Source organism: Pseudochelatococcus lubricantis (genome assembly GCF_011762225.1).
Taxonomy (GTDB): Bacteria; Pseudomonadota; Alphaproteobacteria; order Rhizobiales; family Beijerinckiaceae; genus Pseudochelatococcus; species Pseudochelatococcus lubricantis.
In genome coordinates this window covers 151,593-177,638 of record NZ_JAASQI010000007.1, presented here as the reverse complement: position 1 = coordinate 177,638, position 26,046 = coordinate 151,593, and the positions used below count along the sequence as shown (strand labels likewise).

Here is a 26,046-nt window from a genome sequence, read left to right as displayed (position 1 = left end):
TCATGGCGTGATCGCACCGCTCTCGAACATGCGGTAGCTGAGATCCTTGTGGGTTCCGCGCGGCTTGGCGTTCTTCCAGCCCATTTCCGCTCGGAAGCTGCCGAGGAGGCCGCGCGCCGCGAGATCCGCCTCGCTCACGCCCTCGACACGCTCCGAGAACGGCGAGACGTAAAGAGCGTCGACAGGGCAGAACAGCTCGCACAGGAAGCACGTCTGGCAGTCGCCCTGCCGCGCGATGACGGGGATGCCGTCGGGACCGCTGTCGAAAACGTTGTCGGGGCATGCCTTGACGCACAGGTCGCACCCGATGCAACGTTCGCTGCTGACAAGCTCGATCATCGCACTGCGCTCCGGTAGGGGAAGGTTTCTTCGGCGAAAGGCGCGAACAGGCTCCGCGGCTCGTTCGCGCCGCGGAGGTGGAAGGAACCCGCCAGGCGGTCATCGCTCTGCGGCCGGTCCGTGCGGCGGTGGGTGCCGCGAGTTTCTTCCCGCAGCAGCGCTGCCTGCGTCACCCAGCGCGCGGTCGCGAGCAGCGCCTCCGCCTCGCGGCTTCCGGGCAGGCCCGTCCGCCACGCGGGATCGCGCCACAGCCCGTCAAAGAGGGCCTGTTGGCGCAGGAGCGAGGCTTCGGTGCGGAAATAGCCGCCGTCGAGCGGCAGGATCGCCTTGCGGACCTCCGTCACGACTTGCGCCACGATTTCCGCTGCGACGCGCGAGGAGGCGCCGGCGCCCGGTGCCGGCGCGTTCGCGGACCTGCGCGTCCGCTCCCGCGCGCGCGGCCCCAGCGCACGGGCGAAGGCGGCGGCGTCCTCGCCGGCCCAGCCTCCGGTCGCGATGGCCCAGGCGGCGTTGGGACCGCCGCCGCCGCTCGTCGCGCCCGACATCGGCTCGCGCGAGGCGGCGTCGCCGGCGGCGAAGAGACCCGGCACGGCGGTGCCGGCCCTGCCGTCCGTCAGCAGCAGTCCGCCCGTGCCCCTTACGGTGCCTTCGTGGCGCAGCGTGATCTCGAACTTGTCCCTGAAGGGATCGATGCCGGTGCGGTCGAACGGCACGAAGATGTTGGGCTGGCCCTTGCGCAATCCCTCCTGCAGGCGCGGCGACGCCTTGTCGAGAACGGCGTAGACGGGCCCGCGCAGCAGATGGTGCGCGACGGTGCGCTTGTCGCGCGAGGGGTCGATGACCTCGCCCTGCGCGGTCGTCAGCGTGGCCCAGAAATAGATGATGCCCTTCGTCACCCCGGAGAAGACCGGCGATATGCCGTATTGGCCGGAAAACTCCATCCCGGACAGGGTTGCGCCCGCCTCGACGCCCAGCAGATAGCCGTCGCCGGTGAGGTTGTGCGTGCCGATCGCCCCGCTGAGGAAGGCGCATCCGCCGGTCGCGATCACCACCGCGCCGGCGTCCGTCCGCCAGCGTGCCCCCGTGCGGCGGTCGAAACCGGTCGCGCCCGCGGCCGCGCCCTCGGCATCGAGCAGCAGCGCGTCGGCCGGGCTGTGGTCGAGAATGCGCGCGCCGCCCTTGATCAGCCGCTGGCGCAGGAAGCGCAGGTTATCCACCCCGCGCAGCATGCCTCGATAGGGCCGTCCGTCCTCGCGGCGCGGAAAGGGGTAATCCCACTCGGCCAGCAGGTCGAGGCTCGCGCGGGTGTGGTCCATCACGCGCTCCAGCCGCTCCGCGTCGGCGAGGCCGCAGCCGAGCCGCAGCCGCTGGTCCACCGAACGCTGCCGTTCCACGGAGCCCGCCAACGTGTCGATGACCGTGTTGTTGCCGGCCGCCATCGCGCCGCTCGTGCCGACATAGCCCTTGTCGACCAGAACGACCGACGCGCCACTCCGCAGCGCCGCCAGCCCGGCCCAGCATCCGGCCGGCCCGCCGCCGATCACCAGCACGTCTGCATCGAGATGCATATCTTGTTCGCCGTTACGTTGACTGGTTGGCCGGGTAGGAAGGGACATGGACGAGCGCGACGCCTGACAATGGATGGTGACAGCAGAAATTATATTAAAACTATCATATTTATGATTATTATCGCCTATCTCATTTTTGAAGAGAAGTAAACTGCCTTAGAGGTTATGCTATGCACCCATCTTGGCAGCTCAGCATCCTGATAGGCTCCTTCCGTACGGGAGCCTCACGATCAGTGGGGCGCGTGCCTATTTCGTCCTGCAGAAACGGATCGTCAGCGAGATTCTCGCCGCTGCCTCCCGTTCCATTTCCTGCTTCTGTCTACATCCGATGAGGACGAGAGACCGTCCCTTGACAGCCAACGTGCACTCATTTAAAAAAATACAAAATCTATGTATTTGATTAAATAAATGGTGGAATTGGAGCAGCCAGCCGATCAAAGGTAGATAGAACCGGATATCGTCCAGACCAGCGCTCGTGCAATGGTGTTGCATCCGTCCTCGGCGATAGTCCGGCTTTCGCGGAAACGGCCGACGCCCGTCTTCTGAAATACCGCTTCGCGACGACTCCCCATATGCGGCATCATGAGTTGTGGGAAGCTTCCGTTATTGGCATCGACCAGACTGGCGCATTCAGATGGCAATCTCACACATTGCGGCGTTCACGAAAAATCATTCCGGCCCGTCGAGGCTTCGTCCGCCCTCCCTGTCGAAGCTGCCGCCGCTCACCGCGTTGCGTACGTTCGTCGTCGTGGCGCGTGAGCTTTCATTCAAGAATGCGAGCGACAAGCTCTACGTGACGCCGGCCGCCGTGGGCATGCAGATCCGGGCGCTCGAAGATCATCTCGGGGCGCAGCTGTTCGTCCGTGATGGCAACCGTTTGCAGATCACCGAGATAGGAGAGGCGCTGTATCCTTATCTGGAGGAGGCCTTTCACCTGATCTCGGACGGCGTGGAACATGTAACGCGGATCGCCGTTGAAGGGCCGCTACGCGTCTCCGTGACGCCGTCCTTCGCCTACAAGTGGCTCGTTCCCAGGCTGGCGGGGCTGCGCAGCAAGCATCCCGATCTCGAAATCCAACTGGACTCCAGCCTGACGCTCGGCAGCTTTTCGGACGATAACATCGACTGCGCCATCCGATTCAGTTCCGGCATATGCCGGAATCTCGCTTCCGAACTCATTCTCTCGGAATCCATCGTGCCGGTGTGCAGTCCTTCGCTGCATGCGAAGATACACAATCTGTCTATCGGGGAGATTGTTCGCACGGTCCCCCTGATTCACGACGACTCGTCAGAGAACGAGGACGGCAGCGTCAGCTGGGGAGTCTGGCTCGGCCGGCACGGTGTCGGCATCTTGCCCGGTGACAGCGGCCCGCACTTCAACCTCTCAGCGCTGGCCATCGACGCCGCGGTGGCGGGCATGGGCATAGCGCTGGCAAAATCTCGTCTGGCGCAGGCGGATCTGGATGCCGGCCGGCTTGTTGTCCCGTTCGGCGAGACGGCAGGCGTCAACTTTTCCTACTACTTCGTTACCACGAAGCAGAAGTCGCAAATTCGCCGCGTGCAGACGTTCAGGAAATGGCTGAAGTCCGAAGCGCTTCATCACTCGCCTGCGTACTGAGGTGCGCCGGATGAATATCCGGACCCCGATCATTACCTCCGCGCGTGCGCCGGCTTACCGGGCGAGCCTTTCCGCGACGCCGATGGCCTGATCGAGACATTCGATGGCGCCATTCGACTCCCAGTGAATCCCGCGCATCAGCGGGCCGATGGCACTCAGACGATCACTGACATTTCCGTTGCGATCGATCACCCGGCCATCCGGGGTTGCCAGGAGCCCGAACTGTTCCGGGCCGGGCACGATCAGCCCTCTTCCAAGCAGGTTGCGGACGAGCGCGGGCTGAGATGCGTCGCTAATATCGTGGCGGGGACCGGAGCAATTCACCACGGCGTCGGCCTCGATGATGACAGCGGATCCGTCGGAGCGCTGCCTCAACGAGATCTGTAGGGCGCCGCTACTGGTGACCGAAACCGATACGATGCGGCCACTCAACGTCGTGAGTCGCCCTCTCGCCAGCGAGCGCTCGACGGCTGCCGCCGTCTGGGGTGCGGCGCGATGCAGTGCAGTTTCCCAGAACCTGCGCAGGAACCGCAGGAAGTTGCGGCGCTCGCGGGATGACCCGCGCCGCCAGAGCCCGGGTATCTGGGCTTTGATCGCTGGTACGAGCGATTGCCAATCGCCGCCGGACGCAGCAAGGGAATGCCGCATGATCTGCACCTGCCGCAGGAAAGGGACCAGCCTGTCGGGCGCTTCTTCGTTTTCGGCCAGAACCGGAAGGCTGACGACCTTGCGGCGGCCCTCCGAAACCAGACCGCTGCGGGAGATGGCGACGAGTTCTCCTCCGAACCCGGCCCGTTCAAGGGACGCGGCGACATCCAGCATCGTTAGTCCGGTGCCGATCGTGACGATTTTTCCGCTCCGCGCCAGCCGGTCCAGCACCCCGTGTTCCCACGGGTCGGCCACGTAGCCGGGGTGAGCGCCGGCCTCCCCGGTCACGAACGCGGGTCTTGCCGAGGTCACGCCAACTGCGAGGACGACCTGTCGCGCGGATAGCTTTCCGCCTTCGGCAAGATGGAGAGTGGCGGCATCCGCGCCCAGCTCCAGGTCTGTCACGACATCCCTGATGTGCCGGACCGTGGCGCGGGCAGTCGTGGCCGTGCGTTCGAGTTCCGAGCGCACGTACGCGCCGTAAAGCCGGCGCGGTGGATAGGCTTCGCCGGCGACGGTCCATTCCGAAAGCCGCTCCGTACCACATGCCGTTTCCAGCCAGCGTGAAAATCCCTCGGGATCGCTCCTGTCAATGCCGAATACGGTCGCGGGCGCATTCATGAGATGGACGTCATCGCGTGTGGAATACGCCACGCCGCCGCCGAGCATCTCGCGCGGCTCCACGATGGCGATGGTGACGGGGCGCCGCGCGACGGCAAGGTACTTGATGGCAAATACGGTTCCGGTAAACCCGCCGCCGACGACGGCGACGGAGAAAGGAATGTCGTGAAAGAGCGGTTCAGGGAATGAGACTGCCGTCATCGTCTGGATTGTTCCATACTGTCAGCGCTGAACTGTCGGCAACCGTCGTGGACAGCGCCGGGCCACGGGTGCCGGGAGCCTGACGTGGAGCTGGAAGAGGGTGACACGGATGCCGCTATCGTCGGCCCTGAGTAGACGTGCGCGTCGCTTGCCGGCAAGAAAGTATAATTTCTGCACCGATAGAAATTTTGGTTTGAGCGCCCGGCTCCCCACGAAAATAATGATTGCTGGTTGACGCCCCCTGATTGTCTGTCCGCTGCGAGGCGTGGCTGCAAGCCGCTTTCCGGAGCTGGGGCGGGCTGTGCTTTGGCCTTTCGGGATGTAGTGGGAGACGGGATTGGCGGAACGAATGATACATCTCGGGTTGTTCCTGCGCGGGCCGGGCCACCACCTTGCCGCATGGCGGCATCCCGGAAGCAGTTCCCTGGCCGGGATGGATTTCCGCACGCAGCTTGCGGTCGTCCGGGCAGCCGAGGAATCCCGGTTCGATATGGTCTTTCTTGCAGACGGCCTTGCAGTGCGCAATTTCGAACAAGGGCCACACATCACCAGCCGAATGGGGCACGGTGTCCATCTGGAGCCATTGACGCTCCTATCCGCGCTTGCCGTGCATACTGAGCGTATCGGCCTTGCGGCAACTGCGTCCACGTCATACACGGCGCCTTTTCACGTTGCGCGGCAGTTCGCCTCCCTGGACCATCTCGGCGGCGGGCGCGCGGCCTGGAACCTCGTCACTTCCGTATCCGTGGCGGAGGCACGCAACGTCGGCTTCGACGAGCACCTGCCGCATGCCGAACGATATGCGCGCGCCGAGTCCTACGTCGATGTCGTGAGGAAACTCTGGGACAGCTGGTCCGACGACGCATTCACAGCCGACAAGGCGGGCGGACAGTATTTCGATCCCCAGCGCGTATTCCCCGCCGGCTACCGGGACGAACACTTTGCCGTCGAGGGACCGCTTAACATCGCCCGTTCCCCGCAGGGGCATCCGGTGATCGTGCAGGCAGGGTCGTCCGCAGCGGGACAGAAGCTCGCGGCGAGAACGGCCGATGTCGTCTTCACCGCCCAGCCCAATCTGGAATCCGCTATCGCCTTCCGCACAGGCTTGCGGCAGCAGGTGGAGAAGGCGGGTCGCCCCGCCGACGCGCTGAAAGTGCTGCCCGGCCTCATGCCCGTGGTCGGGGACACGGAGGAGGAGGCGCAACGCGCGTTCGCAGAGCTGCAGGGGCTGATTGATCCCGAAGTGGGAATGGCCATGCTCTCGCGGCTGCTGGGCGGCGTCGACCTGTCCGGCCTGTCTCCCGATGCGCCCCTGCCGGAACTCGGCGGGAGCAACGCCATTCAGAGCCGTCTCGAGCTCATCCGTGGCATCGCGCGATCCGGTCGGCTCACGATACGCCAGACATATACCGCGATCGCGGGTGCGCGGGGCCATCACACGGTCATCGGGACGCCGGAGACGGTTGCCGGGGTCATGGAGCAATGGTTCAGGGCCGGCGGCGCCGACGGGTTCATCGTCCTGCCCGCGCTCTACCCGCAACATTTCGAGAAGTTTGCGTCGCAGGTCGTTCCGATCCTTCAGGAAAGGGGTCTGTTCAGGAAGGAATACGCCGGATCGACATTGCGTAGTCATCTCGGCATTCCCCGAAAAGAACATTTCACGTCCATCGACCGTCAGGTGGCGTGACGTCAACACGAAAATCAGGTGACAGCATGAGCAGCACATTTTCACGAAGCCGCCGCGAGCTTCTTCAGTCCAGTCTTTCCGTGACCCTGCTTGCGTCTCTCGGGGTTCCTTCCGTCGTGTTCGCCGACGACGCGGCCGCGCCCGTCCATGGCGGGACGCTGACCTTCCTCGTCTACCCGGAACCGACATCCCTCGTCAGCATCGCGACGACATCAGGCGCCGAGCAGAGGGTCAGCTCGAAGGTGCACGAGGGCTTGCTCAAATACGATTTCGATCTGACCCCGCAACCGCAGCTCGCCACGGGCTGGACCGTGTCGCCCGATGGAAAGCTCTACACGTTTTCCCTGCGGGAAGGCGTCCGCTGGCACGACGGAAAGCCGTTCCGGGCCGTCGACGTGGTGCGGTCGATCGAGCTGCTCAAAGCGTGGCACCCACGCGGCAAGCAGACCTTCGCCAACGTCGAGGCTCTGAGGGCCCCCGACGACCATACCGTCGAAATCGCGCTTTCCCAGCCCGCACCCTATCTTCTCTATGCGCTTTCGGCGGCGGAGTCCCCAATCGTCGCGGCCCATGTCTACGACAGCCTCGACAGCCCGGCCAAGAATCCGGCCAGCCTATCGCCGATCGGTACCGGCGCCTATATCTTCAGGGCGTGGGAACGTGGCACCAGCGCGGTATTCGAACGCAATCCGGATTACTGGGACCAGCCGAAGCCGTATGTCGATCGTCTCGTCGCACGCTTCATCGCGGATATCAACGCCCGCACGGCGGCACTCGAAACCGGAGAACTGCTGGTCGCGAGCGAAAATCCGGTGGCGCTCTCCGAGATCAAGCGGCTTCAGGCGCTGCCGCATATCGCGTATACGCAGGACGGCTACAGCTACAGCCCCAATCAGCACCAGCTGGAGTTCAATCTGGACAAGCCTTATTTCAAGGACTTGCGGGTGCGCCAGGCAATCGCCCATGCCATCGATCGCCAGACCATCCTCGATGTTGTCTACAATGGCTACGGCATCGTGGCGCCGTCGCCGATCAGCCCGTTGCTGAAACGCTTCTACTACGACGGTGTAGAGACCTATCCCTTCGATCTGGACAAGGCCAATGCGCTTCTGAACGAGGCCGGCTATCCACGGGGGCCGGACGGCGTGCGTTTTCGCATCACGCACGACTACCTGCCCTATGGATCGGAGTTCCAGAATCTCGCGGCCTATCTCAAGAACAACCTCGCCCGGATCGGCATCGACGTCACCATCCGCTCCCAGGATCTCAGTGCCTGGATCAAGCGCGTCTATACGGACCGCGATTTCGACTTCGTCAGCAACGGCCTGAGCAATACCTTCGACCCGACGGTCGGCGTGCAGCGCGGTTACTGGAGCAAGAGCTTCGTCAAGGGCGTGCCGTTCTCGAACGCCTCGCACTACGCCAATAGCGAAGTGGATGCCCTGCTGGAAACCGCCGCTATCGAACCTGACGAAAAGAAGCGCTATGATCTCTTCGCACGGTTCCAGCAGATCGTTGCCCGCGAAATCCCGCTCATCAACACAATCACCGTCAAGCAGGTAACCTTGTTCAACAGGAAAGTCCACGACCACACCGTTACCGCGGACGGATTGCGCGGCAATCTGGCCGATGTGTTCATAAAAGAATGAGCCGGGAATGCGATTCCGCCGACGGTGCCGATAATGGAGCCGGTTTCGCCGGCGCCCTTGACCGCGCGCGCCAGGTAGCGGTCCGCCTTGCGGAAACCGCCAACGCCCGCGAGCGGCAGACCGCTCCCCCGCATGGCGAAATCGGGCTGTTGCGTCAGGCAGGGCTGCTCGCCTTCCTCCATCCGTGTACGGTGGGAGGGGGCGGGGGCAACTGGCGGCAGGCGTTCCGCATCCTGCGCACCGTCGCCGAGGGGGACATGTCGATTGCCCAGATCCTGGGAAATCACTACGTTCAGGCGACATCCCTATTCGGCCGCACGGACGAGGTGACGGCAGCGCTGATCAGGGAGACGGCGTCGCGCAGGTTGCTGTGGAGCGCGGCGGTCAATCCGCGCGATCCCGATCTCGTGTTGTCACGCGCTTCCCCCGATCGTTATGCGCTGTCGGGGTGCAAGACATTCTGCACGGGCGCCGGCGTCTCCGACAGGCTGATGCTGGCAGCCGTCCTGCGTGACGGGGAGGGGACCCGCCGGCTTCAGCTTTCCGTGCCGACGAGCCGTGCCGGCGTGACCATCAACGACGACTGGGACAACCTCGGGCAGCGGCTCACCATGAGCGGCAGTGTCGATTTCGTCGATGTCTCTGTCCGCGACGAGGACATCATTCTGCCACAGCCCGACGATGCGCCGTCCCACCTCGACCTTACTACGCCGAGGATCCAGCTGTTCTTCTCGAATATCTATCTCGGCGCCGCGCGCGCGGCCCTGACGCACGCTGTCGCTTATGTCAAGGAGCATACTCGTCCGTGGCCCGGTTCAATCGCTTCTTCGGCAACGAAGGACCCCTATATCGCGGCGACGATCGGCCGCCTTTCGGCGCATCTGGGTGCGGCGGAGGCGTTTGCCGATGACATCGGGGACCGCCTCCAGCGGGCGGGCGACGCAGGGTACGCGCTCGATCCGGACCAGAGGGCCGCAGTCGCCTGCGACGTCTATCAGGCCAAGATCGTGGCGACCGAAGTCTCACTCGAGGTCACCTCGCGGATTTTCGAGGTGATGGGGGCAAGATCGACGGCATCCTCCTATGGTTTCGACAGGTTCTGGCGCAACGTTCGGACCCATACGCTGAGCGATCCGGTCAGCTACAGGGAGCGCGACGTCGGGCAGTACATCCTCGCGGGCATCGCGCCACCCATTACCCTTTTTGACAGCAAGGCCCATCGATCCGATACGCCGGACAGAGGCGGTCGGGAGGAGTAACTTTCCGGGAGCTATGTCGGAATCTGGGTGATGACGGTTTGCTGAGGGTGGCGTATCGAGGGGGGTAACGAGCCAGTCAGAACCTCCGAAGAGTAATACACTTGATGACAGATTCCCGCCATGGACGTCGGGCTAGCCTGGCGGCGCGACATGGAGCTTTCATGGAGCTTTCGCCGCAGATGCCCGCTTTCCGATCCTATTTTCGGCAGGCATACCATCTGCCCGGCCGGTGACACGGTCCGAGCGCCGCAGCCGGCGAGCCTCGCAATGCAAGACGACCGGTTTCATGCGGGACGGCTCGGGATCCGGGTGGAGTCTGCGATCCCGGGTCGGGACGAATCGGTTATTGTCGAATGATTGTCCGGGCGCGATCCGCGCCGAATGATCGCGGGGATGCCGTGCCGCCACAGACCGGGGAGATCAGCGTCGCACAGGCACGACGCATCGCGCTTGCCGCCCAGGGGTTCGGATCGGCGCGTCCCGTCCGCGTCGATCAAGGCCATCTGCACCGCGTCGTGGGGCGGCTGGGCCTGCATCAGATCGACAGCGTCAACGTCCTCGCGCGGGCGCATTACCTGCCCGCATTCTCGCGGCTAGGTGCCTACGACCGGACGCTTCTCGACCGCGCGGCGTGGGGGCAGCGGAAAGAGCGGCGGCTTTTCGAATACTGGGCGCACGAGGCCTCGCTGCTGCCTTTGGATACCCATCCTCTCCTGCGCTGGCGCATGGCGCGGGCGGACCGGGGTGAGGCCGGCTATGCAGGCATGCGTGTCTTCGCGGGCGAGCGCCGCGAGGAGGCGATGAAGGCGCTGGAGCGCATCCGGCAGGAAGGGCCGCTTGCCGCCTCCGACTTCGAGTCGAGCCGCGCCGGCTGGTGGGAGTGGAGCGATTCCAAGCGCATGCTCGAATGGCTCTTCTATGCCGGCCATATCACCACCGCCACGCGGCAACGCAGTTTCGAGCGCGTCTACGATCTCATGGAAAGGGTGATCCAGCCGGCCGTTCTCGCATTGCCGACGCTGCCGGAGGCCGAGGCCCACCGCTCCCTGATCGAGCGATCGGCACGCGCCCTCGGCATCGCGACGGTGGGCGAATTGCGCGACTATTTCCGCATCGGACCGGAGGATGCGAAGGCCGCCATTGCGGCGCTGGTCGAGGAGGAAGTGCTGATCCCGGTCGCAGTTCCCGGCTGGCCCCCGGCCTTCCTGCATCACGAGGCCCGCCGCCCGCGCCGGGTCGACGCTCAGGCGCTGCTCGCTCCGTTCGACCCGCTCGTCTGGGAGCGTACGCGCACCGAGCGCCTGTTCGGCTTCCGCTACAGGATCGAAATCTATGTGCCGGCTGCGAAGCGTCAGCACGGCTATTACGTGCTGCCCTTTCTGTTCGGCGACAGGCTCGTGGCGCGCGTAGACCTGAAGTCCGACCGCAAGGCTTCGCGTCTTCTCGTGCACGCCGTGCATCTCGAACCGAAGGCTCCGCCGGAGACGAGGGACGCGCTCCGCGTTGAACTCGCGTCGCTCGCCCATTGGCTGGGGTTGTCGGAGGTCTCGACCGGGCCGGTTTGATAATATAATCCTGTGATGTTCATCTTCTCCCGCCGTGAAAGCACTTTCGTTCTATGGATATCTGGATACCAGCAACCGTTATTGCGGCGTTTCTTCAGAATTTGAGATCGGCCGGGCAGAAGCATCTCAAGGGCGTCATGGGCACATCCGGGGCGACCTTCGTCCGCTTCGGATTCGGCGCGCCGTTTGCCGTGCTGTATCTTTTCTTGGTCCTGCGCGTGACGGGTGCTGCGGTCCCGGCGTTCAATCCGGCGTTCGTCGGCTGGGTGGCGGTGGGAGGATTCACGCAGATCGCTGCGACCTATCTGCTCGTGCACCTGTTCTCGTTCCGCAATTTCGCCATCGGTACCGCGTATTCACGCACCGAACCCGCGCAGGCGGTGATCCTCGGCGGGGTGCTGCTGGCGGAAGTCCCGACCGTGGGCGCGCTGGCGGCCGTCGCCATCAGCGTGCTCGGCGTCATGCTCATCTCGGTCGCGCATACGAAAGTGAGCCTGCGGTCGCTGTTCACCTCGCTCCGCACGCGCAGCGTCGCCATCGGCCTGACGTCCGGGCTCGCCTTCGCAGCCAGCGCAGTGGCCTACCGCGCCGCGTCCCTGTCGCTTGCCGGGTCGAACTTCATCGTCCAGGCAACCATCACGCTGGCCTGCGTCATCCTGTTTCAGGCCGCCGCCATGCTGGTCTGGCTGCTGTGGCGGGAGCGGGACGAACTCGCTCGCATCCGTCGGGCATGGAAACCGTCGCTGTTCGTCGGCTTCGTCGGCGCTACCGCCTCGCTGTGCTGGTTCACGGCCATGACCGTGCAACAGGCCGCCGTCGTCAAGGCGCTGGGGCAGGTCGAGATGATCTTCGCCTTCGCCTTCACCGTCTTCGTGTTCCGCGAGCGGATCAACCGGTTCGAGGCGGCGGGCTGCCTTCTCATCGTTCTGGGGATACTGATCCTCGTGCTGTTGTAGCGGGGCCCGGTCAGTTCTCCGCCGGCCGGTCGTCACCGTCGTCCAGGCAGCGGCGGATGCGCCGCTGCCACGCCCCGGCGCGGATCAGCCGGGCGATCAGCGCGGGGTCGGGCAGGCCCGTAAGGTTCGCGGGCAGGGCGCCGACCCCGGCGCGGATCACGACATCACCGACGACGATCTCCACCCCGAAGGTGGCATCCATCGTCGGCGACGCCGCCACTTTCGTGCACGGCAAGCTGCCCCATCCGTAGCTGCTTGCACCAGTCGTAGACCCGCCAGCGTCGTTCCAAGCCAACATCTCCATCGCTCATGCGCACGGAGAATGGCCCGGTCAGAGTTCTAGCGGCAGGAGGGGATCAGCGTCGCGCTTACGTTCAGAATGCGATAACCTTACATTGGTCGAACGGTCAGACCGGGTTGGGCTCGTTGCCGGCCAAGAGATAAGTCGTTCCTCGCGTGGGAGCGTGGAGATACGATGCGGATCGGTCAGCAATAGTGGCTGATGCGTATCAGGTTTGTCAGCGCGCGTGCCGCCGGGGTAAGGCTGCGGTCGGGGGCGGTTGCGATAGCGATCGAACGCCCGAGCACCTTGTCAGGCAGCCGAAGTGTCACGAGTCCGTGCATGCTGCAAATTTTCTGCAGGCCCACCGGAATGAAAGCGCTCGCGAGACCGGAACGGGTTATGGCGATAGACGACAGAGCGTGCATCGTCTGCATCGTCGGCTCAAAACTCAAGCCGTGCTCGGCAAACAGACGGTGGATGTAATGGTAGGTCGCCGAATGGGGTGGCATTGAGACGATAGGGTATTGTGCCATTCGCTGAAGAGAGAAGTCACCTTCTGCAAGCGGATGGCCCTCGGGAACAATTACCACCATTTCCTCAAAAAGAAATTTTTCCAATAGCAAAGATCCATTATCTATATGCTCGTCATAAGGCGCGATTGCAAAATCCACTTCGCCGCGCATGACTCGTTCCAATGCCATTCCGAAGAAATCATCATAAATCGTCACCCTAATTCCTGGGTAAGTGTCCTGGAATGCGCGAACGATACCTGGTAATACGATGGCTGAAACGGTGGGTGTTGCTCCAACATTTACCCGGCCTCGAATCAAGCGGGCTTCGTCGCGGAATTCGTCGATGATGGCTTGCAGGTCGGAAAGTGCCATTCCGGCGCGCGCCTTCAGGCGGGCGCCGTGTTCGGACAGGATTACCCGTCGGGTTGTTCTGTGAAATAACTCAACCCCAAGAACTTCTTCCGCCACCCGGATCCGTGATGAAACTGCCGATTGCGAGATCGAGAGCAACCCGGCTGCGGCGCTGAAGCTGCCAGTTTCGGCCACAGCGATCACAGCCTCCAACGCGCCAAGATCAATTGGAAGTCGTGCCAAGCTCAAGCCCCCCATTCCTATCGCTAACAATCCAATTCATAAATTGGATAGATAATTATATAAAAAATATCCGTTTGAAAGATAAATTCCATACATGCGACGGTGCCACTGGGAGGCGACCATGCACCAGTTTAACCGGCGCATGGTCGCCTCCCCACTTCAATGAGGAGGGAACACCATGAACACGCTTTCCCAAGCGCTTGCGGCGTTTGCGTTGGGGCGGCTCGATCTGCCATCTGACGTGTATGCGAAGGCGCAAGATCATTTTCTGGATACGTTGGGAGTTGCGGTCGCCTCGTCCGGCTTTCCCTTCGCGGCTTCGGTTAACGTTGCAGCCGAGAGTCTTGGCAAGGGCAGCGATGCAACGGTGATCGGCACGGGCCGCACACTTCCGGCCAATCTTGCGGCCATGGTCAATGGCACACTGGCACATGGGCTAGACTTTGATGATACCCATATCGAGGGAATCTACCACGCCAGCGCGACGGCTATGGCGACAGTCCTGGCTGTCGGTGAAGAGACCGGCGCGTCGGGCCGGGAGGTACTCGAAGCGTTTATTGTCGCGCTCGAAATCGGTTGCCGGTTGGCGCTGACGGCCAAAGGCGAATTCCATGACAAGCACCTGCATCCAACGGCAATATGCGGACCTTTTGCCGCTGCTGCTGCGGCGGCGCGGCTCTACGGGCTGAACGAGACACAGCTTGTCGATGCATTGGGGCTTTGTGGATCCCTTGCCGGCGGCATCTTACAGTTCGAGGGCGCGTGGTTGAAGCGGCTGCATCCCGGCTGGGCCGCCCATTCGGGCATTACGGCAGTCGCGCTCGGCCGCGCCGGTTTCACAGGGCCGAAAACGGTGTTCGAGGGGCCTCACGGCTACTTCATGGCTCATCTGGGCTATCTGCCCGACACTGAGCGCCTGATCCGCAGACTGAACGAAGAGTGGGTGCTGACGGGACTGGCGATCAAGCCATATCCCTGCTGTCATTTCATCCATGCCTTCGCCGACGCTGCGTTGGAGCTGGTCGCTGAAAGAGGGGCACCTTTTACTGCGGACGAGATTATCGCAATCGAGGCTCCGCTGTCCGAACGGCTGCATCATTTGGTCTGGGAACCCCGGACAAGCAAGATCGAACCGCAAAGCGAGTATGATGCCCTGTTCAGCACGCCCTACGTGATTGCTCTCGCACTTGCGCGGGGCAGGGTTGATCTGTCTGGGTTTTTCGACGGAAATCTGGCTGATCCCGAAGTGGTCGGCCTCTCGCGCAAGGTCACTTGCACGGTTGATCAGCTCAGCGATTTTCCTGCCCGTTTTCCCGGTGAGTTACGGCTGACTCTTCGCGATGGCAGCCGGCATGTCCTGCGCAAGCCGCAAAGCCGCGGAACGCCGGGGCTTCCGCTGGAGCGGGCCGAGATCCTCGCCAAGTTCCGCGCCAATGTGCTGCGGGAATTGTCGCCCGATGCGACGGAGCGCCTGCAAACACTCGCGCTGAGTCTTTGCGATCTGGAATCGATCGCTCCGCTGCTTTCCGCCACCCGCTCGAACGTGGAGGATGTGGCGGCATGATCCGGCAAGAACGCGGCCTGCTGTATGAGGATTTCAGCATCGGCCAGCAATTCGAACACCACTGGGGCCGGACATTCAATGCGTCGGACGCCAGTTTGTTCAGCAATATGTTTCTTCAGATGAACCCGATTTTCTTTAATGCCCCCTATGCGCAGGCCCTGGGCTACGACGACATCATTGTCCCGCCCATGTTCGTCTTTGCCACGATCCTCGGGCTTTCGGTGGAGGATCTTTCCGAGGCAGGTGGCCCGTTCCTGGGCGTCGATGATCTTTCCTTCGGGGTGCCGGTTCATGCCGGCGACACCGTTTATGCGCGATCCACCGTGGTCTCACAGCGCCTGACCGAGAGTCGTCCCGGCTGGGGCATCACCGAATGGCACACACGCGGTCACAACCAGAATGGCGAGGAAGTGGTGACCTTCCATCGCCGCAATCTGTCGCGCTGCCGCAATACGTAAGGAACTGCAAATGAGCGAACTTTCCGAAGAAATCCGCCAGATGCAAGAGGCGGCAAGGACTTTTGCCGACAAGGAGGTGGAGCCCGTTGCCCAGGCCCTGCACCTTGCTGAAGCCGAAATACCAGACGATCTGCTGCAAAAGCTCTGTGATCTGGGCATTTTTGGTTTGACGGCGCCTGAAGAGGTGGGCGGCCTTGATATGGGCAATCTGGCCGCCGCGGTGGTGACGGAAGAGCTGTCCCGTGCCTGGTTCTCGGTTGGGGCCTTGCCTGCGCGCAACTGGGCGCTGATCGAAATATTGCTGCGCAACGGGACTGCCGAGCAGAAGCAGCGATTCCTGCCCGATTTGATCTCGGGACGCAAGCAGGCGGCGCATTCCGGCACCGAACCCGAAGCCGGATCGGATGCCGCGAATATCAAGACCACGGCAGTTAAAGACGCGGACCATTACATCTTGAACGGCACCAAGCTGTGGTGCACCCACGCAAGACGGGCGGAAGTCATCTCTTGCTTCGTGCGGACATCGAAAGATCACAAACACGCCGGTATTTCGCTTCTGCTGATCGAAAAGCCGCGTGGCGAGTTTCCAGGACCTGAATTCACCGCCCAGAAGCTGAATACCGTTGGCTATCACGGGATGCATTCCTACCAGCTGTTCTTCGATAACCTGAAGGTGCCGGTTGCAAATCTTGTTGGCGGTGTCGAGGGTCTTGCCTTCCGCCAACTGATGGCGACCTACGAATTTGCTCGCATGCAGTTTGCGTTCCGCTGCATCGGCCTGGCGCAGGCGGCTTTTGACAAGGCACGTGACTATGCCGCCACGCGCGTGCAGTTCGGCAAGACGATCAACAGCTTCCAGGCTGTGCGCTTCAAGCTTGCTGACATGTCCACCGGGATCGAGGCGGCGCGGCAGCTGGGCTACATGGTTGCGCGCAAGCTTGACCGGGGCGAGCGTGCCGATCTCGAAGCGGGGCAGCTGAAGCTGTTTGCCGCCGAAATGGCGCAGAAGGTTTGCCAGGAGGCGGTGCAGATTCATGGCGGTATGGGCTTTGCTGTCGAAACCGCCGTCAATCGATACTGGCGCGACAGCGGCTTGCTGACCATCGGCGAGGGTACTTCGGAAATCCAGCGGGAAGTCATCGCCCGCCGTCTCGTCGAGGAGCGCGGCTGATGGCAGTCACAGGGCGCAACAACTACTTCGAAAGCTTTTCGGTTGGGCAGGTCTATGACCATGCGAGAGGACGCACGGTCACCAACTGGGACAACTACGCCATGTGCCACATGTCGATGAATACAGCTTCGGCGCATTTCGATCTGGTTGCTTCCACCACTGCGATGGACGGGCGGTTCCGCGAAAGACTAGTCCTCGGCCCTTGCACGCTGACGATCGTCATCGGCCTGACCACCGAGGACATGAGCGAGAATGCCTTCATGGACATCGCGGTCACCGGCATTCGGCTGAAGGGGCCGGTATTTCAGGGCGACACGCTCTATGCAAGGTCCGAGGTGCTTGCACTTTCCGATGCCTCGCGCCCCGACGCCGGGTTGATGCGCTATCGCTTCACGGGACGCAATCAGGACGGGATCGAGGTCGCCACGGGCGAGCGCACCGTAATGATCAAACGCGCGGCCTTCTGGGCCGAAAAGGACATGAATTTCGGAAAGATCACAGCATGAGCAGCGCTTCACCAGCCGGCTTGCACGGCATCACCGTCATCGACTTGACCCAGGGTGTCGCCGGGCCATTCTGCACGCGGCTGATGTCGCAGATGGGCGCGCGGATCATCAAGATCGAGCGTCCGGGCGGCGGCGACATCATCCGCTTTTGGGACAACATCGTCCATGGCATGTGCTCGGGTCACGCCTGGGTCAATCCCGGCAAGGAAAGCCTCGCGTTGAACCTAAAAGACGAAAAGGCTCGGGACATCCTGATGGAGCTGGTCGCCACCGCCGACGTGGTGATTGAGAACTTCGTGCCAGGAACGCTGGAGGCCTGGGGACTGACCTACGACGCCTTCCGCGCCCGCAACGAAAAGATCATCTTCTGCCGCATCTCTGGCTTTGGGCAGGAAGGCGAGTATTCCACTCGCTCGGCGCTGGATCTGATCGTCCAGGGCGAAACGGGATTGATCTCGACCAATGGCACGCCCGAGGAGCCGGCAAAGATCTCGCTCTCGCTCTGCGATATCTCGGGGGCGATGTATGCGACAGTCGGTATCCTTGAGGCTCTGTTTCACCGCGAACGCACGGGCAGAGGCCAAGAAATTCAGGTCGCGCTTTTCGACTCGATCATGACGTGGACAGGCTATTTCCCCTACATGATGTGGTATGGCGGCAAGGCCCCGGTGCGGGTCGGCCTGCATCACCACACGATGGCGCCCTATGGGCCGTATGTGGCTGCAGATGGCAAACAAGTCATCGTCGCCGGCGGTGGCGGACATGTCGTGATGTGGCGCAAGTTCTGCGAGGCGATTGACGATCTGGCGCTGTTCGACGATCCGCGGTTCAGCAACAACAACGACCGTCTGGCCAACCGGGCTGAACTTGATGTCCGCATTTCCGAGGCCTTTGCGAAGCGCAACCGGGCCTGGTGGCTGGCACGTTTCCATGAATTTGGCATTCCGGCCGGGGCGCTCAACAGTTTTGAGGACGCATTGGACCATCAGCGCTTCCGCGACCGGGATCTGATCAAGGAAGTACAGAGCGCTGTGGGGCCGGTCAAGGTCTTCGACTTTCCGCCCCGATTGTCTGACGTTGCCGCGGTCAATCGACTGGGTCCCCCGTTAGTGGGCGAACATACCGCCGCAATTCTGGCCGAGATGGGAATGGACAGCGATGCGGTCGCAGCCCTGGTTGCTCACGGCACCGTTGGTTTGATCGAGGAGGTGGCAAATGGCTGACGGCTTGGAACGTTCCGGCGCAACAGCGCGTCTTGCCGCCTTTGCGGTGTCTACGGCGGGGGATGAGATTCCCGCCACCGTTCTGGCGACGATGCGCGTATGCCTGCTCGACTGGTTCGGCAATACTGTATTCGCGGCCCAACACGCCGATAGCGCACCGTCGGTGCGCCAAGGCATAGCCGCCTTCGCGGGCACCGAGCCGGGTGCTCACACTGTTGCCGGAGAACCCGGACGCCGTAGCCTTTCGGCAGCGCTGCTGCTGAACGGTACCTTCGGCCACTCTTTGGATTTTGACGATACCAATCTTTTCGGCAAGATTCATCCGGGCGTGACCGTCATCCCGGCCGCCCTGGCCGAGGCGGAGCGCACCCATACTAACGGCGGCGATCTGCTGGCCGCCATCGCGCTAGGTTACGAAGTGGCTTGCAGAGTCGGGGCCGCGCTTGGGGAGGCCACCTACACGCGCGGCTTCCACCCCACGCCGCTTGGCGGCATTTTTGGCGCTGTAGCGGCGATGGGCCGGTTGCGTGGCTTTGATGCAGCGCAGATGCAAGCCGCTTTCGGACTGGCCGGCAGCCGGGCGGCGGGTTCGATGCAATATCTGGAGAACGGCGCCTGGAACAAGCGACTGCATACGGGCTTCGCTGCCCATGATGCCGCACTTTGCGTGGCATTGGCGGAGGCCGGGGTGAGTGGCGCAGCCGCAGCGCTGGAGGGCCGGGCAGGGGTTCTGACCAGCTACTCGCCCGCGCCGCGGCCCGACCTGCTGACCGACGGGCTCGGCACCTTTTGGGCGGCCGCGGAAACGGCGATCAAACCTTATCCCAACTGCCGGCTGAACCATTCGGCTATCGAGGCTGCGCTATTGCTCCGCGAGACCCTGGCCGCGCCGCAGGAAGAATCCTATGCGCTACGCCTCGGTGCGACCGCCTATCGCATGGTTGGCGAACCGCTGCCGCTGAAGCGTGCAGCGCAGAATATCGTCGACGGTCAGTTCAGTGTCTACTTCCAGATTGCCGCTTCGCTGATCGACGGCCGCAACGACTGGAACAGCTATCGGCTGCTTGGCGACGCCGAGGTCAACCGGATCGCCGCCCGGATCGAGGTTACTGAAGACGTGGGCCTGGCCCTGGGTGAGGCGGTGCTCACGCCGAAGTCCGCGCCGGAACTCGCGGTGCATATCCGGGAGCCGCTGGGCGAGCCGACCCGCCCGCTGAGCTGGGATAGCGTTTGCGCCAAATTCACCAGTCTCGCTGCCGGTCCTCTCGGTGCGGGCCGGGCTGCGCAGCTGGCTGCCGGCGTTGCCACGGTTGATGCGCTGACCGATACCGCGCCGTTGATCGCGTTGGCCGGAGCGCCCGCATGACGCGCGATACGGTGCTGCGCCGATCCCAGCTTGTGACACCGGCCAACCGCCCTTCGGCGGTTGCGAAGGCGCTGGTTTCGGCTGCCGACAGCGTGATCCTGGACCTTGAGGACGCGGTGCCCGCGGGGGAGAAGGCCGCCGCCCGGGCAGCGCTTGTCGAGGCCCTCGCGACGGCCGAGATTTCGGTCGGTGAAGTAGCGGTGCGGATCAATGGCATCGATACCCCGTGGTGGCTCGACGATCTGATCGCACTGCGGGAGCTGCCGGTTGGCGCAATCGTGATTCCCAAGGTGCGCCGTCCCGAGGATGTCGTCTGCGTCGACCGTGTCTGTCGTCAGCTGACCATGCAGCGGGGGGTGCTCTTGGCCCTGCTGCCGATGATCGAGACCCCCGGTGCGGTGCTGCGGGCTCCCGAGATTGCGCGCAGCAGCGAGCGCAACGCGGCACTCGTGTTCGGGGTGGGCGACTACATGGCAGAGACCGGTATCGCCTTCGGGGCTGAGGGAATTGAGCTTGCCCGTGGGCAGGTCGCTCTGGCGGCGCTTGGGGCAGGGCTTGAAGCCGTGGATCAGGTCTGGCCCTGGATCAAGGATCTGGAGGGGTTGGCGCGGGATGCGCAGCGAGGCAAGGCCTTGGGTTATGCCGGCAAGTGGGCGCTGCACCCGATGCAGATCGAAGCCATTCACAGCGCCTTCTCGGCTGGCGCCGAGGAGCTGGCGGAGGCGCACCGGGTGGTTGCGGCATATGACGCAGCGATTGCAGTGGGCTCCGGCGCGGTGCTTTTCGAAGGGCAACTGGTCGATGAGGCGGTAGTCAAGATCATGAGGAGGCGCCTGGCTACGCAAGAAACCAATACTTGACCAGAAACTTGAAAATACAAAAGGGAGGAAAACATGAAGCGTCTAATTTTGGCGTTCGCGTTGGCATGTTTTGCAACAGTTGGCGCGGCGAAGGAGATGGTAATCACTACCGAGGTGCCGGATACCCATTGGAAAACAGGTTATGTTCAACGGTTCGCCCAACTGGTGTCGGAACGTAGCGGCGGCGAAATCAAGGTCAAATTCTATCCCGCCGGCCAGCTTTACAGCGATCGCGATGGGCTGGCGGCACTCGGATCCGACACGGTGCATATGGTATGGCCCATCAGCACTCATCTGGAGTCGCTGGACCCGGGCATGGGGCTTCTCGGCCTGCCTTTCACATTGTCGGACGAGTTGATGGCCAAGCCGGGCTTCGCCCGCGATCTCGCGGCCTATCTGTCCGAGAAGGTGCGGGACCGCAACCTGGCTGTCCTTGCATTGATGCGCGCGACTGACGCTGTTCTGGTCATGAAGAGCACGCCCGTATCAGTGGTCGCCGATCTGAACGGCAAGCGCATCCGTGGCCCGGCCGGCACCCAGTTCCGCGACATGATGCGGGCTCTGAGCGCAAATCCTATCAACCTGCCGGCCTCGGAGATGGTGACCTCGCTGTCGCAGGGCGTGATCGACGGTGTGATGACCTCGCCCGCAGGTTGGCGGACAATCCTCGCTGACTCGGCGCGCAATGGCACGCTTGTGCCGGGGCTGCTATTGACCACCTATGCCGTGGTCGTCGATCGCGCCTGGCTTGACGCCCTGGACGAAACAAGCCGCACAGCGGTCATCTCGTCGATTGAGGAAATTGCTGCAAGCCAGTGGGCGGATGCGATCCGTCTGGACGGCGACGACACCAATGCGATGGTCAGTTCGGGTGCGAGCTATGTCGTGGTGGAGGGCGCTGCCTATGACGCCTTCCGTGGCAAACTGCAACCGGTCAAAGATGCCTTCGGCGCCGCGAATTCCGAGACTTGGCAAGCCTATACTGCATTGGTGGAAAAATATGCCGCACAGTGATCCGGTCGCCCGCGCGGGTCTGCTCGACCGAGGCGTGCGTATCTTCGAGCAGCTTTTAGCCTTTGTTATTGCGAGCCTGCTGCTGGTGGCCCTGGGAACCATGGCCTTTGAAGCATTCTCGCGCCTTCTTTTCAGCAAGAGCGCCTTCTGGGCCGATGAACTGGTGCGCTTCGCGATTATCGCAATGGCCTTTCTGGGCCTCGCATCGGCTGGCATCAGCCGCCGGCATATCCGCACCGATTTCATGGTCAGCCGGCTGCCGGAGCTGCCTCGGCGCCTCCTGTCGGCAGCGGTCATCGGATTGAGTGCAGTCTATTGCTGTGTGCTGATGTGGACGGGCTGGCTGCAGACCAGACAGTTTATCTTCAGCCGGATGCGCAGCGAAAGCTCGCTCGAACTGCCGATGTGGATCATCGCGGCCGTCATCCCGGTCGGGGCGGCGCTGTTTCTGATCTTCTATCTGTACTCTCTCTATTGCCTGGCGCGCGGAGAGATTGATCCCCTGGCCGAGGAACATGGTGAGGAGCGCGAGGAATGATCGCTATTGTTGTCGTTCTGCTTCTCGCGCTGCTTGCTGTCGGGATGCATGTCGGTGTTGCCATGGGGTTGAGCGCCATCGTGATCCTTTGGCTCGAAGGGTTGCCGTTACAGGCGGTGGCACAGAATGCGTTCAGGTCGGTTAACAGCTACGCGCTCGTCGCAGTGCCGTTTTTCATTCTGGCGGGTGAGCTGATGATGCGCGGGCGTATCGCCGAGGTGCTCGTCGATCTGATTGGCGCGGTGGTGCGGGTTATCCGCGGGGGGCTGGCGCTGACGGTGATGCTGGGCTGCATCTTTTTTGCGGCGGTTTCTGGCAGCTCGGTTGCGTCGGCTGCGGCAATCGGGCGGTCTTCCGTTTCGATTCTGGCCAGCGACGGCTATCCCAAGCATTTTTCGGCGGCGTTGGTGGCGGTGGGCGGTACATTGGGCCTGATGATCCCGCCGTCACTGTCATTCATCCTGATCGGTTCGATGGTGGGGTTGCCAATAGACCGGCTTTTCGTCGCCGGCATTCTACCCGGCGTGCTCGAGGCTATCCTGCTTGCGATAACATCAACCGCGATCGCGCGGCGCCGCGGTTATGGCACGCAGTTGGAGCGGCCGGACTGGCTGGCATTCCGCCGGTCTATCGGCCCGGCGTTGCCGGCAGTTCTTTTCCCGATCTTGATCGTTGGCACAATCTACGCCGGTATCTTTACGCCTACAGAGGTCGCCGCGGTTGCAGCGCTTTATGCAGCGCTACTCTGCCTTGTCGTATACCGGACGACGACACTGGCCGGAGTCTGGCAGTCGTGTAAATCTGCGGCGCGCTCGTCGGCCATGATTTATTTGGTCGTCGTTGGCGGTGCGCTTCTCGCCTATGTTCTGACACGAATTGGCTTTGCGGATCAGTTGATCACCGCGGCCAAGGCAGTCAACATGCAGCCGTGGATGTTCCTGATTGCAGTTAACCTGTTTCTGCTTTTGTTGGGCATGTTCGTTGACGGGATTTCCCTCATTGTTTTGACCGCGCCGACGTTGTTCCAGATGGCGCCGCAGTTTGGCGTAGATCCGATCCATATGGCCGTGATCCTGACGGCAAACGTTGAGATTGCGACGCTTACTCCGCCGATCGGTCTCAATCTCTTTGTCATGAGCGGTATCGCGCGCATACCGGTGGAACAGGTCGCACGGGGCGTCATGCCGTTCTATGGAATCCGGTTGGTTGCGCTTTTGCTTCTAACCTTCGTTCCTTGGTTCAGCCTGGCGCTTCTAAGGTAAGCGTTCCCAGGTTTCCCGACGCAACCAGGAGGTTTGGGCATCGAGTTCCTTCTCCGGCCAAATGATAAAAAAGCGCGCCCTCACGGGCGCGCTTTCACCATTCGGCCACCCGTCCCGGGTCCTGACACTAGCCAAAACCGGTCGCCCGTCAGATACGGAGAGCCGTCTTGACTACAAGATATACGAAGCATATACGATTCACATATTAACCGGCTTTAGAGGTTATCCATGGGCATCGTAAAAATCGCCGACGGCCTGCATGATGAAGTTCGCCGCGCTAGCACGGTGATGTGCCGCTCCATCAATGCGCAGGCAGAGTTCTGGATGAAAATAGGCATGTTGGCTGAAGCCAACCCGACGCTTTCCTTCAATGACATCGTCAAGATGACGTTGGAGGAAGCAGAGGTGAGGCCAAGGGGGTTGGTAGTCGCCTAACATGGTGAAAACGCCTGACGAACTGGCGCTCATGAGAGCGTCAGGCAGATTGCTCGCCTCGGTTTTCGAGATGCTCGACGGCAAGGACCTTGTCGGCCTGTCGACCCTGCAGGTCAATGATCTGGTCGAAAGGTTCATTACCGATGATCTCGCCGCCCGTCCGGCGAGCAAGGGGCAGTATGGATTTGAGTATGTCCTGAACTGCTCGATCAATCATGTCGTGTGCCACGGCGTGCCGGATCGTGAGGAGATCATCCGTGACGGGGATATTATCAATCTGGACATCACGCTCGAAAAGAACGGGTTCATCGCCGATTCCAGCAAGACCTACCTCGTCGGCAGTGCCTCGCCTGCTGCGCGCCGGCTGGTCCGGGTTGCACAGGAGGCGATGTGGCAGGGCATCAGGCAGGTGCGTCCCGGTGCCTATGTCGGCGATATCGGTTTCGCAATCGAACGGCACGCCAAGAAGAACGGCTATTCGGTGGTACGGGAATATTGCGGCCATGGTATTGGCCGCGAGATGCATGAGGAGCCGCAGATTCTCAACTACGGGCGGCCAGGCACGGGCATGAAGCTGCGCGAGGGTATGGTCTTCACTGTCGAGCCAATGGTGAACCAGGGCACACGCAGGGTTTCCGCTTCTGACGACGGATGGACCATCGTGACTAAAGACGGGAAGCTCTCGGCGCAATTTGAGCATACAGTCGCCGTGAACAGCACTGGCGTTGAAGTGTTGACGCTCCGCCGTGACGAAATGCCATTGGTGAAAGGCAGAGTGTGGCATCTCTGATATCCGCTTTACCGCGCCTATTCCCTGCAAACTGCCAGTCCTCTTTCCACCTCTGTCGAGTTGTTCCGCTATCGGAGGCAGGCCAGCTTGTGCAGGACGGTGCCTTTCCGCTCCCGACAACGATGCCGCTTCGGTCCGAGCCATGGGCTGGCCAGTGGCCGCCCCTTGGCTGATCAACCTGCTATCCGAGGACAATGCGCTATCCCCATAATGGCGCGGATCCTCGACGTCCCGAGCAGAGATGTGCTGGTCCTGCTGGGGCAGGTGGGGCGCGACATGTCGGGGGCAATTTCCTTTGCCGAGCGCGGCATGACCGGCGTTTATGTGCGTGAGGTTACCCCGGAAGAAGATCTCGAACAGGTCGTCGACGAACTGCCGCGAAAGCCATTCTTTGCAGTAGAAAATTTTATTATAGTAAAATCAATATATTAGCTTGTCATGTTCAAATCGAGGCTCGGGTAGCACGCAACCAAACACACAATGCGACAAGTCCGATAGACGAAAGATGGGCTCATGCGCTAAGCTGCGACCGAGGGCGTTCTGAGCCGAGGCGCATTCGTCGAGGCGCCGGGCTGCGGAATAGCTGTCCAAGGCCGCCCAATGTCGTCGTCCGTCGTGCGATTGTCCTATATGGAGAGTTGTCGGGTAGGGGCCATTCATTTGGTCTTAGCCCGTCGGGTATTTCCGCCAAATCTCGCGCAGGTCGACGCATGGTGAGCAGCTATATTTCGAATTGACCCGGAAAGAGTGCCCGCGACGGTCGGCCGGAACATCCGGCAGTCTACCATATTCAAGCATCCTACTTGGAGGTGAGAGCCTCCCGCAAACACAGCGCCGCCAGATAGCCCGCCGATGCCGACAGGCCGGTGAGGATCGTTCCCCAGGCAATATCCACGACCGAGATGGCTACCGGCCAGTCGCGCAGCGTGGCGTGATTGGTCAGATCGTAGGTTGCATATGCAACGAGGCCGAGGGCGAGGCCGTTGATGGCCGCTTTCGCGAGTCCGCCGGATGCAAGCGCCGGCAGGATCGCGAAAAAGACGATGCCGCCAATATATATAAGGTAGAAAATGGCAGCCGGAGCCAGACTGAAGCCTTCCATTAGCCTGTCGCCGAGTAAAGGGCGATAGAACCTGTCGGCCATGATGCTCAACCATACAGAATCGATAGCCAGGAAGACGACCCCGGCGGCGATATAGGCGATGAACGCGGTTTTCATGCTCGGCACTCTCCTGTGAGCGTCGTTACTTTTACGTGCTTATCGACAACGCGGATCACTTGCAGGGCGGATCACTTGCAGGCCATTTGGAGCCCCGGGAAATTTGGGGGCCTGCGGTGAATTGCGTAAACCGTTCGTGC

The 26,046-nt window shown here is 62.1% G+C and carries 25 protein-coding genes; 19 read left to right on the top strand and 6 right to left on the bottom strand.

What is annotated here, in order from left to right; all coding sequences use genetic code 11:
- Together FHS82_RS14945 and FHS82_RS14940 are read right to left on the bottom strand one after the other, a co-directional pair.
- Entirely contained in the window at nucleotides 1-339 is a 339-nt protein-coding gene (locus FHS82_RS14945) for a 4Fe-4S dicluster domain-containing protein (RefSeq protein ID WP_166954269.1), read from the bottom strand.
- Entirely contained in the window at nucleotides 336-1,907 is a 1,572-nt protein-coding gene (locus FHS82_RS14940; RefSeq protein WP_166954267.1) for an FAD-dependent oxidoreductase, read from the bottom strand. The genes FHS82_RS14945 and FHS82_RS14940 overlap by 4 nt, the downstream gene beginning before the upstream one ends.
- Nucleotides 1,908-2,496: 589 nt before the next feature.
- On the opposite strand from FHS82_RS14940, the gene FHS82_RS14935 reads away from it, so the two are divergent.
- The gene (locus FHS82_RS14935) at nucleotides 2,497-3,525 is read left to right on the top strand and encodes a LysR substrate-binding domain-containing protein (RefSeq protein ID WP_166954265.1); all 1,029 of its coding nucleotides are present in this window, start codon (nucleotides 2,497-2,499) and stop codon (nucleotides 3,523-3,525) included.
- A gap of 54 nt (nucleotides 3,526-3,579) precedes the next feature.
- Here the strand turns inward: FHS82_RS14935 and FHS82_RS14930 are convergent, their stop codons facing one another.
- Complete coding sequence (locus tag FHS82_RS14930) at nucleotides 3,580-4,995, bottom strand: FAD/NAD(P)-binding protein (RefSeq protein ID WP_166954263.1); 1,416 nt, start codon at nucleotides 4,993-4,995, stop codon at nucleotides 3,580-3,582.
- A 337-nt stretch (nucleotides 4,996-5,332) separates the two neighbouring features.
- Here FHS82_RS14930 and FHS82_RS14925 point away from each other — a divergent pair, with 337 nt between their 5' ends.
- From FHS82_RS14925 to FHS82_RS14905, 5 genes are all read left to right on the top strand, one after another.
- Nucleotides 5,333-6,682 (top strand): LLM class flavin-dependent oxidoreductase, encoded by a 1,350-nt coding sequence (locus FHS82_RS14925; protein ID WP_246225361.1) that lies wholly within the window; start codon nucleotides 5,333-5,335, stop codon nucleotides 6,680-6,682.
- Between the two features lie 26 nt (nucleotides 6,683-6,708).
- Entirely contained in the window at nucleotides 6,709-8,331 is a 1,623-nt protein-coding gene (locus tag FHS82_RS14920) for an ABC transporter substrate-binding protein (protein ID WP_166954259.1), read from the top strand.
- The gene (locus tag FHS82_RS14915; protein ID WP_166954257.1) at nucleotides 8,328-9,590 is read left to right on the top strand and encodes an acyl-CoA dehydrogenase family protein; all 1,263 of its coding nucleotides are present in this window, start codon (nucleotides 8,328-8,330) and stop codon (nucleotides 9,588-9,590) included. The genes FHS82_RS14920 and FHS82_RS14915 overlap by 4 nt, the downstream gene beginning before the upstream one ends.
- 398 nt (nucleotides 9,591-9,988) lie before the next feature.
- A complete protein-coding gene (locus FHS82_RS14910) occupies nucleotides 9,989-11,155 on the top strand; it encodes a winged helix-turn-helix domain-containing protein (RefSeq protein ID WP_343042589.1) in 1,167 nt (388 codons plus the stop codon).
- A gap of 53 nt (nucleotides 11,156-11,208) precedes the next feature.
- A complete protein-coding gene (locus tag FHS82_RS14905) occupies nucleotides 11,209-12,111 on the top strand; it encodes an EamA family transporter (protein ID WP_166954253.1) in 903 nt (300 codons plus the stop codon).
- Nucleotides 12,112-12,121: 10 nt separating this feature from the next.
- Here FHS82_RS14905 and FHS82_RS14900 read toward each other — a convergent pair whose 3' ends face one another.
- Entirely contained in the window at nucleotides 12,122-12,346 is a 225-nt protein-coding gene (locus tag FHS82_RS14900) for a hypothetical protein (protein ID WP_166954251.1), read from the bottom strand.
- 251 nt (nucleotides 12,347-12,597) lie between these two features.
- On the bottom strand, nucleotides 12,598-13,506 hold the full coding sequence (locus FHS82_RS14895) for a LysR family transcriptional regulator (RefSeq protein ID WP_166954249.1): 909 nt from the start codon (nucleotides 13,504-13,506) through the stop codon (nucleotides 12,598-12,600).
- Nucleotides 13,507-13,678: 172 nt separating this feature from the next.
- On the opposite strand from FHS82_RS14895, the gene FHS82_RS14890 reads away from it, so the two are divergent.
- The 13 genes from FHS82_RS14890 (at nucleotide 13,679) to FHS82_RS14830 (ending at nucleotide 25,119) form a co-directional block, all read left to right on the top strand.
- On the top strand, nucleotides 13,679-15,064 hold the full coding sequence (locus tag FHS82_RS14890) for an MmgE/PrpD family protein (RefSeq protein WP_166954247.1): 1,386 nt from the start codon (nucleotides 13,679-13,681) through the stop codon (nucleotides 15,062-15,064).
- A complete protein-coding gene (locus FHS82_RS14885) occupies nucleotides 15,061-15,522 on the top strand; it encodes a MaoC family dehydratase (RefSeq protein WP_166954245.1) in 462 nt (153 codons plus the stop codon). Before FHS82_RS14890 ends, FHS82_RS14885 begins: the two co-directional genes overlap by 4 nt.
- A gap of 10 nt (nucleotides 15,523-15,532) precedes the next feature.
- Nucleotides 15,533-16,693, top strand: a complete 1,161-nt coding sequence (locus FHS82_RS14880; RefSeq protein ID WP_166954243.1) for an acyl-CoA dehydrogenase family protein — start codon at nucleotides 15,533-15,535, stop codon at nucleotides 16,691-16,693.
- The gene (locus FHS82_RS14875; protein ID WP_166954241.1) at nucleotides 16,693-17,199 is read left to right on the top strand and encodes a MaoC family dehydratase; all 507 of its coding nucleotides are present in this window, start codon (nucleotides 16,693-16,695) and stop codon (nucleotides 17,197-17,199) included. The genes FHS82_RS14880 and FHS82_RS14875 overlap by 1 nt, the downstream gene beginning before the upstream one ends.
- A complete protein-coding gene (locus FHS82_RS14870; RefSeq protein WP_166954239.1) occupies nucleotides 17,196-18,422 on the top strand; it encodes a CaiB/BaiF CoA transferase family protein in 1,227 nt (408 codons plus the stop codon). The genes FHS82_RS14875 and FHS82_RS14870 overlap by 4 nt, the downstream gene beginning before the upstream one ends.
- The gene (locus tag FHS82_RS14865) at nucleotides 18,415-19,788 is read left to right on the top strand and encodes an MmgE/PrpD family protein (RefSeq protein ID WP_166954237.1); all 1,374 of its coding nucleotides are present in this window, start codon (nucleotides 18,415-18,417) and stop codon (nucleotides 19,786-19,788) included. Before FHS82_RS14870 ends, FHS82_RS14865 begins: the two co-directional genes overlap by 8 nt.
- Nucleotides 19,785-20,648, top strand: a complete 864-nt coding sequence (locus tag FHS82_RS14860; RefSeq protein ID WP_166954235.1) for an HpcH/HpaI aldolase/citrate lyase family protein — start codon at nucleotides 19,785-19,787, stop codon at nucleotides 20,646-20,648. The genes FHS82_RS14865 and FHS82_RS14860 overlap by 4 nt, the downstream gene beginning before the upstream one ends.
- A gap of 33 nt (nucleotides 20,649-20,681) precedes the next feature.
- Complete coding sequence (dctP, locus tag FHS82_RS14855) at nucleotides 20,682-21,662, top strand: TRAP transporter substrate-binding protein DctP (RefSeq protein ID WP_166954233.1); 981 nt, start codon at nucleotides 20,682-20,684, stop codon at nucleotides 21,660-21,662.
- Complete coding sequence (locus FHS82_RS14850; protein WP_166954231.1) at nucleotides 21,649-22,200, top strand: TRAP transporter small permease; 552 nt, start codon at nucleotides 21,649-21,651, stop codon at nucleotides 22,198-22,200. The genes dctP and FHS82_RS14850 overlap by 14 nt, the downstream gene beginning before the upstream one ends.
- Nucleotides 22,197-23,462 carry a TRAP transporter large permease gene (locus FHS82_RS14845; protein ID WP_166954229.1) on the top strand — a complete coding sequence of 422 codons (1,266 nt, stop codon included), beginning with the start codon at nucleotides 22,197-22,199 and terminating at the stop codon, nucleotides 23,460-23,462. The genes FHS82_RS14850 and FHS82_RS14845 overlap by 4 nt, the downstream gene beginning before the upstream one ends.
- Before the next feature lie 228 nt (nucleotides 23,463-23,690).
- The gene (locus FHS82_RS14840) at nucleotides 23,691-23,897 is read left to right on the top strand and encodes a ParD-like family protein (protein WP_166954227.1); all 207 of its coding nucleotides are present in this window, start codon (nucleotides 23,691-23,693) and stop codon (nucleotides 23,895-23,897) included.
- A gap of 1 nt (nucleotide 23,898) precedes the next feature.
- A complete protein-coding gene (gene map / locus FHS82_RS14835) occupies nucleotides 23,899-24,687 on the top strand; it encodes a type I methionyl aminopeptidase (RefSeq protein WP_166954225.1) in 789 nt (262 codons plus the stop codon).
- 243 nt (nucleotides 24,688-24,930) lie between these two features.
- Nucleotides 24,931-25,119, top strand: a complete 189-nt coding sequence (locus FHS82_RS14830; RefSeq protein ID WP_166954223.1) for a hypothetical protein — start codon at nucleotides 24,931-24,933, stop codon at nucleotides 25,117-25,119.
- A gap of 367 nt (nucleotides 25,120-25,486) precedes the next feature.
- On the opposite strand, the gene FHS82_RS14825 is transcribed toward FHS82_RS14830, so the two are convergent.
- Nucleotides 25,487-25,906 carry a DUF2177 family protein gene (locus tag FHS82_RS14825; RefSeq protein WP_166954221.1) on the bottom strand — a complete coding sequence of 140 codons (420 nt, stop codon included), beginning with the start codon at nucleotides 25,904-25,906 and terminating at the stop codon, nucleotides 25,487-25,489.
- Nucleotides 25,907-26,046 lie beyond the last annotated feature (140 nt).